The sequence below is a fragment of the Emticicia sp. 21SJ11W-3 genome, assembly GCF_024138715.1.
Taxonomy (GTDB): domain Bacteria; phylum Bacteroidota; class Bacteroidia; order Cytophagales; family Spirosomataceae; genus Emticicia; species Emticicia fluvialis.
In genome coordinates, this window is sequence record NZ_CP092074.1 from 327,708 (window position 1) to 342,254 (window position 14,547).

Consider the following 14,547-nt stretch of genomic DNA (forward strand, 5'->3'; position numbering starts at 1 on the left):
GGTCAGCAAATTACAAAATTAATAGAGTTAATATACTCTATTTCAGCAACTTATGATTTTAAATTTAAGAGGTGGACAAGTCGGGAAGGATTAGCAATCATACCATAAGCATTTGAAGTACACATTGAATTTTGAATTGCAACACCAATATACGAACCAGTGAAACTTCTTTTAGAAAAAAGTATAGCGCAATCTCTACTTATACTGCCATTATTAGTATTCCAATAGCTTATGACTTCGCTAATAGCAGTACTTTTTTCTATAGGGCCGTTTGAATAAGGGTCAGCTGAAAATGCCCATAGAGATGTGTTTGAAACTTGAACGACAAAACCTAATTGTGCTGAATATAAACTTGCTACATTACTCATAATGCTTGCCATTGTGCTTAACCCTGTAAAATACCCATATGTAGAGAACCATTCATAATCTCCCTCAATAGCAACATTTACTACTCTACAGTAAGTGCCACTTCCCCACATTACCTTTGCATTTCTATTAACTTTATTAATTATTGAATTTGTACCACAGGTATAGGGAGTCTCTGACTTGTAAGAACTGGATTTAAAGAAGACTATTTTATTACTACTAAAGTCTTTGCCTAAAATATAGCTTAAAGGCGTAAAATGGTAATCTTCTCCAGATTCATCATGAAATAAGCCACTAATAGAAGAGTTTATTATTGAAAGGCTGAAATATTCCCCTGATTTCAATTTAATACCCTTTATAAAATATGTAGTTTCTAAAAAAGAAGAAATCTCTTTAGAGCGAGCATTTAGTTTATTAAATAATTCATAGTTTTCAAACTGAAATGAATTATCAGGGAAATATGCTCCTTTTAAATCGAATCGTAATTGCTTACTTTCTTTCAATTCTTTTATAGAACTTTCCGAAAATTCATATACCTGATAGTCCTTAAAAATAGCACTTAATTTTTTTTCCTCAGCGTCATTTAATGATGCTGATATACCTTTCATAGTCACAGCCCTTGGGCATTTAGAATAATTGCATTAGTCAGCAGAAAAAAAAGAATTTTTTTCATTGTTATAGTTGTTTTATATTTAAAATTAAAAATGGATGAGTGACTCTTCCACTACATGGGTGTAATGGTTTGCAGCGAGTAACATAAGCTGCGCCAGAAATGAGAATTTTAGTATTGTCATGTTTAAGCTCTTCTGGTAGTTTGCAACAATCAAATTTCGTTTCTTCGTAACCTTTAATTTGTAGATAATAAAGCTTGTAGTACGAGTCATATTTAATAAAAGCTGCTTCGTTAATAAACTCTACATCTTTAGTAGGCGTTAGTTCATTTTCTACATCCAAACATAAATCATTTAATAGTTTTATATCTACCACTTCTTCCTTTTTGTCTGTGGAAGGATCTAAATTTCTTTTGTTACAAGAAATATTGCATACGGTTACTAAAAGGAATAATAAAAAAAAATGTGGTTTCATAAAGATGTAATAATTTAATAGTTAAAAAATAGTTGTTCCTAAAATTGATGTAAATTAGACTCGATTTAAGTGTAAATAAAGTTATACTTAAATGTTAATTTATTGATGAAGTAAGAATTTGACAAAAAAATCAGTTATATAGCAGATGACAATTGTTTTTTAGTGGCACAGTGAGTTATTTTTATTAACTCAATTATTTTACAAGTAGTTTTATAAAACTCAAAAAATATATAAAGGTAAAATTATTTGATTAAAATAAACAAATATTCAGGTAGATTTTTATTTAAAGGCACTAAGTTTATTTATAGGTGAAATTCTTTTTATTAAATCATTAAGTTTTTAATTTCATTGATTAAATTTTGCGCCTTTTTTTTGATATAAAGTTCTTGACTGAAAGCCTGTAAACGTATAGCACAGAGCAATGACTAATGCCTTAAAACAAAAGAAGCCGCTAAAACTTAGCGACTTCCTTAATACTAATGTATTTCAATATTTTAATCAACCAGAACGGCTTTTCCGCTTATTACGTCTTCTTCCACGTGTTTATATTTTACATCACGTTTTATGGTACCATCTTTGTACTGCACGCTTACACGTTGGTTTCTATCGGCAATTTTCTGCTGGCGGGCCGGGGTGGCGCGTACAGAAGAATCAGAACCACCATCGCCCTCGTCGGCCTTATTGGTTTGCAATTTCGGTTTGTCTTCTTTCTGAGGAGCCGCCATTTGTTGGAAACGAAGCTCTACCACATTGGCTTTCATCAAGAAACTCACGGTATCTGTATTAACCTTGTTCAGGAAATTCTTAAACAACTCTACCGCCTCAAATTTATAGATTAACAAGGGGTCTTTTTGCTCATAAGAGGCATTCTGAACCGATTGTTTCAGGTCGTCCATGTCACGCAGGTGTTCTTTCCATTCCTGGTCAATTACCGTCAGCGAAATATTCTTTTCAATTTCTTTAATCAGCTCACGGCCATCACTATCTACGGCGCTTTTCAGGTTGCAGTATAAGCCTATATTTTGGGTGCCGTCACCAATAATGGCAATAAACGGCTCATCAACCATCGCACGGCGGTCTTTCAGCACATCAGCCAGTACAGGCACCATGTTTTTACGGATGGCATCATTCTTGGCTTTGTAGGTTCTTTCAGCCTGCTGATACAATCGGTCTACCAGTTTGCTGTTTCCCTTAGTGAACTCATGGCGTTCTATTTCAGGCTTAATGCTTAACTTCTGAATGCAACGCAGCTCAAACTCATCATAATTGCCCTCTGCGTTCATCACAATATCATTACAGGTATCGTAAAGAATATTGGCGATGTCTAAAGAAAGGCGGTCACCAAAAAGCGCATTTTTACGGCGTTTATAGATAGTATCACGCTGGATATTCATTACGTCGTCATACTCAATCAAACGTTTACGGGTACCAAAGTTATTTTCTTCTACTTTTTTCTGGGCTCTTTCAATAGAGTTGGTAATCATAGAGTGCTGAATCACCTCGCCTTCTTGCATACCCATTCTGTCCATTACTTTCGCTATGCGGTCAGAACCGAACAAACGCATCAGCTGGTCTTCCAGCGACACAAAGAACTGCGATGTACCCGGGTCTCCCTGACGACCTGCACGCCCTCTCAACTGGCGGTCTACACGGCGCGAATCGTGGCGTTCGGTACCAATAATGGCCAATCCACCGGCAGCTTTACTTTCAGGTGTAAGTTTAATATCCGTACCCCGACCCGCCATGTTGGTAGCAATGGTAACTGTACCTGGTTTGCCGGCCTCTGCTACAATATCTGCCTCACGGGCATGTTGCTTGGCGTTCAATACCTGATGCGGAACCTTCAGAAGTGTCAGTTTTTTACTCAATATTTCCGAGTTCTCAACCGAAGTTGTACCAACCAGCACCGGGCGACCAATTTTTACCAGTTGTTCAATTTCTTCAACTACTGCATTATATTTTTCACGAACGGTTTTATACACTTTATCTTCTTCGTCTCGGCGAACAATGGCTCTGTTGGTAGGGATACTCACTACGTCCAGCTTATAGATTTTCCAGAACTCTCCTGCTTCTGTTTCGGCCGTACCGGTCATACCGGCCAGCTTATGGTACATACGGAAATAGTTCTGAAGCGTAATGGTAGCGTAGGTCTGGGTTGAATCTTCAACCTTTACGTTTTCTTTGGCTTCAACTGCCTGGTGCAAGCCATCTGACCAACGGCGGCCATCCATGATACGACCTGTCTGCTCGTCAACAATCATTACCTTGTTGTCTAGTACTACGTATTCTACGTCTTTCTCAAACAGGGTATAGGCTTTCAATAATTGGTTAACGGCATGAATACGCTCGGCTTTGGTAGAGTAATCACGAATCAGCTCGTCTTTTTTAACAATTTTCTCCTGCTCGCTTAAATCAGATTTCTCAATGGCGTTCAGGTCAACACCCAAATCAGGCATCAGGAAGAAGTTTTGCTCTTCGCCTTCGCTGGATATAAAATCAAGACCTTTATCTGTTAACTCAATAGAGTTGTTTTTTTCTTCAATGGTAAAGTACAACGGAGCATCGGCTTCCGGCATCAGTTTCTGGTTTTCTGCCAGGTAAGTAGACTCTGTTTCATGCAAAATCTGTCTCATGCCTTGCTCAGACAAGAACTTAATCAACGGTTTGCTTTTAGGTAAACCTCTGAAAGCACGAAACAAGGCCAGGCCACCCTCTTTTTTATTACCGGCTGCTATCAGTTTTTTGGCTTCGTTCAGGTAGCTGTTGGTAAGGGTTTTCTGTGCCTCAACAATGCGCTGGATACGCGGCTTGAGCGATAGGAACAACTCTTCATCACCGGTGCGAGACATAGGCCCGCTGATAATCAAAGGCGTACGGGCATCATCAATCAAAACTGAGTCAACCTCATCTACCATAGCATAGTGGTGTTCGCGTTGTACCAGTTCTTCGGGGTCATTTACCATGTTATCGCGCAGGTAATCAAACCCGAACTCATTATTGGTACCATAGGTGATACCTGCCTGGTAGGCTGCTCTGCGAGCCGACGAGTTGGCAGGGTATTTATCGATACAGTCGCACGTGATACCGTTAAACTCAAAAATAGGTGCCATCCACTCCGAGTCACGGCGGGCAAGGTAGTCGTTCACGGTTACAATGTGTACACCTTTACCGGCCAGTGCATTCAGAAACGCAGGGAAAGTAGCCACAAGGGTTTTACCTTCGCCGGTTGCCATTTCAGCAATTTTACCTTTATGAAGCGCCGCGCCACCAATAATCTGTACATCGTAATGTACCATGTTCCAGGTTATCATGTTACCTGCTGCCTGCCATTGGTTTTGCCAGATAGCCTTATCGCCCTCAATTCTGATATGCCCTTTCTTCATGGCCAGTTCGCGGTCAAGATGTGTGGCGGTAACAACAATTTCGTTATTTTCAGTAAAACGGCGGGCTGTTTCTTTTACAATGGCAAAAGCCTTGGGTAGTATTTCAATCAGAACTTCTTCCAGTTCTTTATTGCGGTCGAGTTTAAGCGAATCAATTTTTTTGAAAACAGCCTCTTTTTCATCCACCTCCATATCAGGGTTTTCGCTGATACTTGTTCTCAATTGATTGATCTGGTCGTCGATATGAGCCAGTTTCTGGGCAATATAATTTTGTAAATCTACTGTTTTCTGACGAAACTCATCATGGGAAAGATTTTGTAACCTGGCAAACTCTTCGTTTGTCTGTCCTACATAAGGCTGTAACTCCTTATTATCTCTATCAGACTTTGTTCCAAAAATCTGGGTGATTCCCTTGGTTAAAAAATTCAACATTTGTATATCTTGTTCGTTAATTTCTGATGTATAAAAAATATTACCCGTCAAATACCTCTCCAAAGCGGGTAAACCTGCCATTTTGTCAATTATTAAATGGCTGATTGCAAACCGTTTCTGAATGAAAGGCTGCAAATTTAAGATTTTATGACAGTTTAATAACCACAAAAATAGAGGAATATTGTTAATATCTGTCCATGAAATAGGGTGAACGGTAAAATTTTAAACTTTATTTAATACTTTTTCTTTTTAGATACGTAGCAAATCTGCCTTTTCTTCTTCAATTTTGGATTTAAAAAACAGTACCCGATGTTTGAATCATTGCAGAGAGATTTTGAGGGAGAATTGTACTTCAGAAATACCGTTGTTGACGACGCCATAAGAACCGTTTATGCCACCGATGCTTCAGTGTATCAGGAAAAGCCCATTGCAGTGGCCTTGCCTAAAAGTGTAAATGATATCCGTGGCCTGATAAACCTGGCCAGTACCAGACAGCTCACTATTATACCGCGTGCAGCCGGAACCTCTCTGGCAGGGCAGGTAGTAGGCAAAGGGCTGGTGGTTGATATTTCCAAAAACTTTACCGGTATTCTGGAAATAAACAGAGAAGAGAAATGGGTGCGCGTGCAGCCGGGGGTGATTCGTGACGATCTGAATGCATATCTGAAACCTTACGGGCTAATGTTTGGCCCGGAAACTTCAACTTCAAGCCGGGCCATGATTGGCGGTATGATTGGTAATAATTCATGCGGGTTGCATTCAATTATATGGGGCACAACCAGAGATAACCTGCTGGAAGTAAAGGCTTTGTTGTCTGATGGCAGTGAGGCCGTTTTTGGAGCGCTGACAACTGAAGAACTGGATAAAAAATGCGGGCTGCAAAACACTGAGGGCCGTATTTACAGAGAAATACTAGCGCTGGTGACAGATGCTGAGAACAGAGAGGCAATCAGAGAAGGATTCCCGAAAAAAAGTGTTACCCGCAGAAATACAGGCTATGCTTTGGATGTGCTGGAAGAAATGGCCGCATTTGAGGATGACCGCCTGTTTAACCTGAGCAGCCTGATTGCCGGGTCTGAAGGTACGCTGTGTTTTGTAACAGAAGCCAAATTAAAGCTGATAGACCTGCCACCTGCTGTGGCCGGTATGGTAGCTGTGCATACTTCTACGCTCCATGAAGCGCTTTTGGCCAATCTGATTGCCCTGAAGCACGGGTGTTCGGCTTCTGAGTTGGTGGATGATTTTATTATGGAGTTCACCAAAACCAATATTGAGCAATCAAAAAACAGGTTCTTTATAGAAGGCGGCCCCAAGGCTATACTGATGGTGGAGTTTTTTACCGATACCCCTGCCGATTTGCAGGATAAGGCAGAAAAGCTGATTGCAGCGCTTAAAGAAAATAATCTGGGATACGCCTACCCCATACTTTTGGGCGATGATGCCAGAAAGGCCTGGGATGTACGGAAAGGGGGGCTGGGCTTATTAAGAAACCTGCCCGGCGATACGCAACCCGTTAACCTGATAGAAGATTGCGCAGTAGCAGTAGAAGACCTGCCTGCCTATATAGATGAACTGGAAGCATTGCTGAAAAAGCATGAGGTACAATACTCTATGTATGCGCATGCCGGGGCAGGGGAGCTGCACGTTGAACCTATGGTGAACCTGAAATCTACTGAGGGCAGAGCGCTTTTCCGTACTATTCTGGCAGAAACGGCAGCATTGGTGAAAAAATATGGTGGCTCGCTTTCAGGAGAACATGGCGACGGCAGGCTGAGGGGAGAGTTTATACCCTTTATGATGGGCGATAAAAACTATGCGCTCTTTAAAGAGGTGAAGCAGATTTTTGACCCTGCCGGTGTTTTTAATAAAGGTAAAATTGTGGATACTCCACCAATGAACGAGTTTCTGCGTTATGAAGCCGATAAACCTGCACCCCAACAAAAAACGGTATATGATTTTTCGAGGCAGGAAAGTATGCTTCGCCTGGCAGAGAAATGTAGTGGCTCTGGCGATTGCCGGAAAACCGAAATAACCGGAGGCACCATGTGCCCCAGCTACATGGCTACCCGAAGCGAAAGAGACACCACCCGGGCAAGAGCCAATATATTACGGCAGTATCTTACTGCCTCAGAAGAAAGAGAAGTAGCGGGTGAAGAAGAAACCAAAGAGATTCTCGACCTGTGTTTGTCATGCAAAGCATGCAAGTCAGAATGCCCGTCAAGTGTGGACATAGCCAAAATGAAAGGCGAGTTTTTGCAACAATATTATGATAAAAACGGTGTTCCGTTTCGGGCCAGACTGATAGGCAATTTTACCAGACAGATGCGGCTGGCAAGTGTAGCACCCTGGGCTTATAATTTTATTTTCAAGACTGAATTTACCCGCCGAATAGCCAACCGCTTGGTAGGTTTTCATTCAGACCGCTCTATGCCTTTGTTACCGGGCCAGACATTAAGAAGTTGGTTTAAGCATAACAAGGAAGTAAACGGTTTCAGGTCTGACAAGAAAGTGCTTTTATTCTGTGATGAGTTTACTGACTTTAATGATGTAGAAGTAGGCAAAAAACTGATTCTGCTTTTACAAAAGCTGGGGTATCAGGTATTGATACCGAATCATGTAGAAAGTGGCAGAACGTATCTTTCAAAAGGAATGATACGTGAGGCTCAAAAGATAGCCATACAGAATGTGAATCTGTTGAAAGATGTAGTGACACATGAAATACCCATTATAGGCATAGAGCCCTCGGCCATTCTGACACTGAAAGATGAATATCTGGAGCTGGTGCCTGAAAATTTGAGAGAAGCAGCGCAAAAGATTGCTGCCAACACTTATATTTTTGATGAATGGTTTGCTTTGGAAATAGACAGAGGGAACATCAGCAAAGAGCTATTTACCACTGAAAAGCGATTGATTAAACTGCATGGGCATTGCCATCAGAAAGCATTGTCTTCACTTACACCCAGCAAAAAGAGTTTATCATTGCCAATCAATTATGAGGTGCATCTTATTCCGTCGGGTTGTTGTGGTATGGCAGGATCATTCGGATACGAAGCCGAACACTATGAGGTATCAATGCAGATAGGTGAGTTGGTGCTTTTTCCGACGGTGAGAAAACAGCCGGAAGAAGTGATAATAGCTGCCCCGGGAACCAGCTGCCGGCATCAGATAAAAGACGGAACCGGCCGCATAGCCAAACATCCGGCTGAAATATTGTATGAAGCCTTGCTATAATGTGGGGCGAACACGTATTTCGTGCTTTTTTAATAAAGGCAACTAAAAGTTCGCCCCACAAATACTTTAATAAGACTCCCTCTCGTTCGGGAAATCTGATGATTTCACATCTTTTGTGTAGTTCACAACGGCCTCGGTCATTATGGTATGCAAATCGGCATATCGACGTAAAAAACGCGGCGAAAATTCTTTGTTAATGCCCAGCATATCGTGTACCACCAGAATCTGTCCGTCACAATGCGGGCCAGCCCCGATACCAATGGTAGGTATGCTGATACTCTCTGTTACCTGTTTAGCCAATTGTGCCGGAATCTTCTCTAACACCACACCAAAACAGCCGATTTCGTCCAGCATTTTAGCATTTTCTATCAGTTGTCCGGCCTCTTCTTCTTCCTTCGCTCTTACGGCATAGGTACCAAATTTATAGATTGACTGTGGGGTAAGCCCCAGATGGCCCATTACCGGAATACCCGCACTAAGAATACGGACAATCGATTCTTTCACCTCAATGCCGCCTTCCAGTTTCACTGCATGCCCGCCTGATTCTTTCATGATTCTGATGGCCGAGCGAAGTGCTTCTGACGAATTACCCTGGTAAGAACCAAAGGGTAAATCAACCACTACCAGGGCTCTTTTAACGGCTTTTACCACAGCCTGTGCATGATAAATCATGTTATCAACCGTAATTGGCAGGGTTGTTTCATGACCTGCCATGACGTTTGAGGCCGAATCACCCACCAGAATTACTTCTACACCGCCACCATCAATGATTTTGGCCATTGAGTAGTCGTAAGATGTTAGGCAGGCTATTTTATCGCCTTTACTTTTCATTTCCTGAAGGGTATGAGTGGTAATGCGTTTTATTTCAGAATGAGTAGACATGTCAAAAATTGTGAATTAGTGATTGAGCGAATTAGCGAATAACACTTACACTCGTTTAATTATGCGTATATGCAGATTTTCCTATAACGTTTCTGTGTGTTTTTAGTTCTTTCACTGCATTAAGAAACCCCGGGCTATTTCGGTGCCAGCCAGTTTTCGGGGTTCAGCCTTGCCGTATTATGCCATATCTGAAAGTTAATCTCGGTGGCTCCGCCTGACTCACCTGCAGTGCCAATGGTTTCTTTGGTATTTATTTTCTGGCCAACAGCGGCAAATACCTGGCTCAGATTCGCATAAACCGTAAAGTAGTCGCCGTGCTGAATAGCCACTACTTTGCCAAGCCCGGGTATAGAGGTAATGTCTTTAACTACCCCGGCATAAACGGCACGCACCGTGGCATTTGAGGGCGTCTGTATATCTATACCGTTATTGTTTATCATTACTCCATGCAGCACCGGATGTTCTTTTACGCCGAACCGGTCTGAAATAAATCCTTTTTGCACCGGCCAGGGAAGACGCGCGCGTGAAGCCCCGAAAGAACGCCCCAGGGTAGTTTCGGTTGCGTCCAGTTCAATTATTGCTTTGTTATTCTTTTTGGCTGGCGCTATGTTTTTCAATTTAGCGTCGTTATCCTGCTTTAACTCAGTTTCTTTGTTTTTTCTTGAAATCTCTCTTGAAACAATGCCGGCAATGAGGTTATCCAGTTTGGTAACTGATTGTCTGGTTGCTTCAATTTCTCGCCTTAAATCTTTTTCTTTTTTAGATAGCTCGCCCACCATCAGGGTCTGTTTGGTTTTAAGCACCTCCAGATTTTTTGTTTCTACTACTTTGGCCGTTATTATCTTTTTCTTGTCGGTACGTTTGCCTTCCAGGTTGGTTTGCCGCTCGCGGAGCAAGGCAGTAACCTTGTTCATTTGTAGAACCTGTGCCTTTCGGTTTTCGGTATATTGCTGCAGATACTTGTAGCGCATCAGCAACTCGTTAAAAGACGAGGCTGAGAATAAAAAACTGAGCTTATTAAGCTGCCCGCTATGCTTTGAGGCAGCGTAAAGCATGGCGGCGTATTCTTGTTGCAGTTTATTCAATCTGTTTTCCAGTGTTCCTTTGGCGCTGATAATATCCTGCATTTCCATGTCAATCAGCTCAATATCCTGCTCCATCAGGCTTATTTGCTCTTCCTGAGACGAAATCTGCTCTTTTAATGCCTTGATATTGCCAACGGTTACTTCTTTTTTAGCTCGTGCTGTTTCAAGCGCTTTTCTGGTTTCGGCAATTTTTTCTAGATTTCTTCTTTTTTCTGCCTCCAGTTGTGCGCGTGTTTTCCGCGTCCGCTGCGCAAACGCCGGTTGGCCTAACAAGAATAAGGAAACAAAGCAGGTAAGTAAGAAATATGTTTTATGCTTCAAAGACATCAGGTATTAAAGGTGGCTTTGCCGGGCTAATTAGACGAGTATCCTCTGGGTATGCTAAACGAGAACCCGGGACTTTCATTTAAAAATTCGACTCTATTATGCTGCAAATTTATGAAAGTCTGCGTTGTTTTATCATCTTTTGGGGTATCAATCTTGGTAATGATTTCCTTGGGGAACAAAAAATTGTTGATTTCCAGAAAATTGCTGTAGTCAATCTGCATTCTGTTGCCGCTGGTTGACTCGGCCGCTGTCAGCTTCTGCAATTTCAGGTTGCTCTCGGCAATGAAGTTTTCAATGGCTATGCCGTTTTCCAGCTGTCTGATTACAAAGTTGCCATCTTGCCTGGTTATATCATCAGTTTCGCGCTTGAGCAAAGGCATATTGCCAATGAGAATAGACTGCACCAGATTATAATTAAGATTGAATTTAAACCGGCGGCTAAGAGAGGCAAAATCGTATTTGTAATAGGTGCGGTGTAGTCTGTCAATAAAAATAACCGAGTCCTGGGTAATAATACCCCTGGCTACTTCAAGCCCTACGGCTATAGATAACCAAATTTTATTGTCTTTTTCAACGTGCACTGTTACGGGGAACGACTGAGACTCGGTACCCGAGGTGTAATTAATTTTAGAGCGTATTTTCAGAAATCTGAAATCAACTTCGGCCGGTGTTACATTTATTTTAGCCAGATTAACCGAAGGAGCCACACTATCACTTTGGGCCGGGGCACCCTCTTGAGCTATTGCTACATTGGTGGAATCGCTGGTTTCTGTTTTATATATTTTATGACGCTTACAAGCCGATGTAAATATTATTACCAGGCACGAAAATGTAAGAACTATATAACGATTAAGCATGCAAGTGCGGGTTTAATGAATTGATACAGGTTTTTCAAACGAAAAATTCAGAGTAAAAATCTTTTTAAAGCTGGTGTATCAAGGTTTTATTAAGGTGAGCAATTACTCAATCAACTGTCCTGATTGTATTTTCTTGTCTATGTTCGCGCTGTTTTCACCCAATTGGCGGGCTTTTTTCCATTGTTCTATGGCTTTATCTTTTTCACCCAACTGGTATAGCACGTCGCCATAGTGTTCAATTATGGTGCCACTCACCTCATTGTTTTGCTTTATGGCACGTTCTAATATCTCCCGCGATCTCCGGAAGTCTTTCATCACATACAACACCCATGCATGCGTATCAAGATAAGTGGCATTGTTGCCTGCCTTTTCAATTAACCTTGTAGACATCTCCAGTGCCCGGTTCAGTTTGTCTTTTCTGAGCGACAAGTAATAGGCATAGTTATTCAATACGTGTTCATCATTCGGGTCAATTTTCAGTGCGGCTTCATAGGCGTCGTCAGACTTGCTGTATTTCTTTACCTCATTGTAGGCATCGCCCAGCAAGCCATTTACAAATTTTACAAGTTCTTTATTATCAAGAGCCAGATTACGGGCTTCTTCCAACGACGTAATGGCTTTATCATAGTCTTTCTTTGCAAAATTAGCCACCCCGTTGTGGTACCAGAACAGCGCCTGATTAGGGAAATATTCAATGGCTTCTTCCGAATGTCTGGCCAGATTATCGGTCTCGTTCAGTCTCGAATCAATTTCTACAATGGCCATCCATACTTCAATAATTGATTTTTCCAACCCGGTCGATTGTACATAGCTGTCGCGGGCACCTGCTAAATCGCCTTTTTTCATTAACAAATCGCCCAATACAACATAGGCTTTGGCTTCGTCAGGCGCCTGTTTAATTAACGCTCTGGTAAGGTTGATGAGGCTTTCTGTTGTTTTCTCGTTCTTATCGTCTTCCAGCATCAGCATATAGCTTGACAATATCTTGAACTTTACATCAGACGAAAGGTTTTTATTAGAGAACGCAACCTGGAGTTCCTGACTGGTTTTATCTAAATCACCTTTTTTTCGGTATATTTCAGCAAGTAGAATGTGTGCCTCAGCAAAATCCGGATTGTGTTTTAGCGTAGTTTCAAGCATCTTCAGGGCCTGGTCATACCGTTGGTTAGAAATCAGTATTTGTGCCTGCTGTACTACATATTCTGGTTCGGTTGGCTCAGAGGCAATCAATTTGTCTCCTTCTTCAATGGCTTTTTCAAGCTTGTTTTGTTTCAGGTAAATCAGCTGTTTCTGATGCGTAATTTCTTCGCTCATCCCGATCGTTTTCTCAATCTTGTTATACACATCTATGGCGTCTGAGTATTTCTCCTGAGCAATATAGGCATTAGATAACTCCAGGTAGTTATCAATATCTCTGGGGAATCTATCTGCCAGTTTTTCATATACCGCAGCAGCTTCTTTAAAGCGTTTCTGCTTAATGTATATTTCTGCCAGGAATTTCCGGTAAAACTTGTTTTCTTCATCAAGTTTTGTGGCTTTTTCGCTGTAGATGGTAGCATTGACAATGTCGTTGGTGGCAAGGTAACTCTTGGCAATCATGAAAGTGGCACCGGGGCTGGCCGGATTCATTTCCGCTGCTTTTTTAAAATGTGTAAGGGCTTTATCGTAGGTTTCGGCAATGAAAAACTTCATGCCGTCGGTAAAAATGGCCTCTGCCTGCAGTTCCTTTTCAGAGATGGTTCCGGCATCAACTTTTTTAGTTTTCTGTGCCGTACCTGCAAAAGGCAGCAGTAGCAATGCCCAATATATGATGCTTGATAATTTCATTAATCAAAGTTTGTAGGTACTTTAACGCCCCTAAAGCCATAATATTGCCCGGTATATTTGTTGCCCGATAACGCCGATATTCAAAGTTCTCTAAATTATCTGATAATACAAAAACCATGTATTCAATCCTGGGGAGCTTTTCAGCAATCTATGAAATCTGTGCCGGATTTACAAGTTGTAATAATGCAAACGGAAAAATGAAGGTTGGCACTATTCAAACTAAATAACTGTATCCGGCTCGGTGGTATCAGGCAATTGATAGAAAAAATCTAATGGGTTTTTGAACAGGAAACGATACCCGGACCGCTCAAGCCACTTATCAGGGTTTATTACTTTAAAAGGTTGTGGTGTTGCCGGTTCTGAAAATTCGGGCACATCAAAACCAAACTCTTCGCAATTTCTTAGGTACACTTCCCGTCGGACGGGATGCTCAGGAGATACTACATTGAAAGTTTCTCCCCAGATATCTTGTTCTATTATAGTTTCAATAATTCTGATGATGTCATCGCGATGAATATAGTTTACCGGAATGCCGCCGGTGGTAAGTCCTTTCCACCCGGCAAAATATTTAGCCGGGATGCGGTCGTAGCCCATCAACCCGGCTGCTCGTAGAATGGTTACGCCGGGTATAAAATCTTTCAGCAGGTTTTCGGCTTTTACCATAGTAGGGCTGGCCGATTCCCCGGGAGTTTGCACGTCGGCTTCCACAACTTCACGATTGAGTTCGGGATATACAGAGGTAGAACTGATGTAAATAATTTTTTTAACGGCAGACATACGCACGGCCTTTAGCAAATGTGCTACCTGCTCAACATGCGCATCTGTTTTTTGCTTGCTAATGCGTGGAGGGATGTTGATAATCAGGATTTCACTATCCAGTAGTTTATCCAACTGCGCGCCTTCCGGTTCTGGATTGAGCTTGAGAATAAAAGGCTCTATGCCGTTTTGCTGCAACTTGCTCAGTTTCTCAGGTGTGGTAGTACTGCCTTTTACCAGATAGTTTTTTTCTGAAAGATAGGCGCCCAAAGGCAGTCCCAACCAACCACAACCTATAATGCTTATTGTTTTCAT

9 protein-coding genes are annotated in these 14,547 nt (G+C 41.7%); 1 reads left to right on the plus strand and 8 read right to left on the minus strand.

The features are described from left to right. Window positions 1–50 precede the first annotated feature (50 nt). The 3 genes from MB380_RS01325 to secA all read right to left on the minus strand — a co-directional run bounded on the left by MB380_RS01325 (window position 51) and on the right by secA (window position 5,267). The gene (locus MB380_RS01325) at window positions 51–974 is read right to left on the minus strand and encodes a hypothetical protein (protein WP_253532383.1); all 924 of its coding nucleotides are present in this window, start codon (window positions 972–974) and stop codon (window positions 51–53) included. Between the two features lie 67 nt (window positions 975–1,041). Next, entirely contained in the window at window positions 1,042–1,452 is a 411-nt protein-coding gene (locus MB380_RS01330; RefSeq protein ID WP_253532385.1) for a hypothetical protein, read from the minus strand. Between the two features lie 494 nt (window positions 1,453–1,946). Further along, window positions 1,947–5,267: a preprotein translocase subunit SecA gene (gene secA / locus MB380_RS01335; RefSeq protein ID WP_253532387.1), complete on the minus strand. Its 3,321-nt coding sequence runs from the start codon at window positions 5,265–5,267 to the stop codon at window positions 1,947–1,949. A 309-nt stretch (window positions 5,268–5,576) separates the two neighbouring features. Between secA and MB380_RS01340 the strand changes: the two genes are divergently transcribed. Continuing rightward, the gene (locus tag MB380_RS01340; protein WP_253532389.1) at window positions 5,577–8,498 is read left to right on the plus strand and encodes an FAD-binding and (Fe-S)-binding domain-containing protein; all 2,922 of its coding nucleotides are present in this window, start codon (window positions 5,577–5,579) and stop codon (window positions 8,496–8,498) included. A gap of 66 nt (window positions 8,499–8,564) precedes the next feature. Here the strand turns inward: MB380_RS01340 and panB are convergent, their stop codons facing one another. The 5 genes from panB to MB380_RS01365 all read right to left on the minus strand — a co-directional run bounded on the left by panB (window position 8,565) and on the right by MB380_RS01365 (window position 14,547). Next, on the minus strand, window positions 8,565–9,380 hold the full coding sequence (panB, locus tag MB380_RS01345) for a 3-methyl-2-oxobutanoate hydroxymethyltransferase (RefSeq protein ID WP_253532391.1): 816 nt from the start codon (window positions 9,378–9,380) through the stop codon (window positions 8,565–8,567). A 134-nt stretch (window positions 9,381–9,514) separates the two neighbouring features. Further along, window positions 9,515–10,786, minus strand: a complete 1,272-nt coding sequence (locus MB380_RS01350) for a murein hydrolase activator EnvC (protein ID WP_253532392.1) — start codon at window positions 10,784–10,786, stop codon at window positions 9,515–9,517. A gap of 32 nt (window positions 10,787–10,818) precedes the next feature. Next, window positions 10,819–11,649 carry a DUF4292 domain-containing protein gene (locus MB380_RS01355; protein WP_253532394.1) on the minus strand — a complete coding sequence of 277 codons (831 nt, stop codon included), beginning with the start codon at window positions 11,647–11,649 and terminating at the stop codon, window positions 10,819–10,821. 102 nt (window positions 11,650–11,751) lie between these two features. Continuing rightward, window positions 11,752–13,476 carry a tetratricopeptide repeat protein gene (locus MB380_RS01360; protein WP_253532396.1) on the minus strand — a complete coding sequence of 575 codons (1,725 nt, stop codon included), beginning with the start codon at window positions 13,474–13,476 and terminating at the stop codon, window positions 11,752–11,754. Between the two features lie 219 nt (window positions 13,477–13,695). Further along, window positions 13,696–14,547 carry an SDR family NAD(P)-dependent oxidoreductase gene (locus tag MB380_RS01365; protein ID WP_253532398.1) on the minus strand — a complete coding sequence of 284 codons (852 nt, stop codon included), beginning with the start codon at window positions 14,545–14,547 and terminating at the stop codon, window positions 13,696–13,698.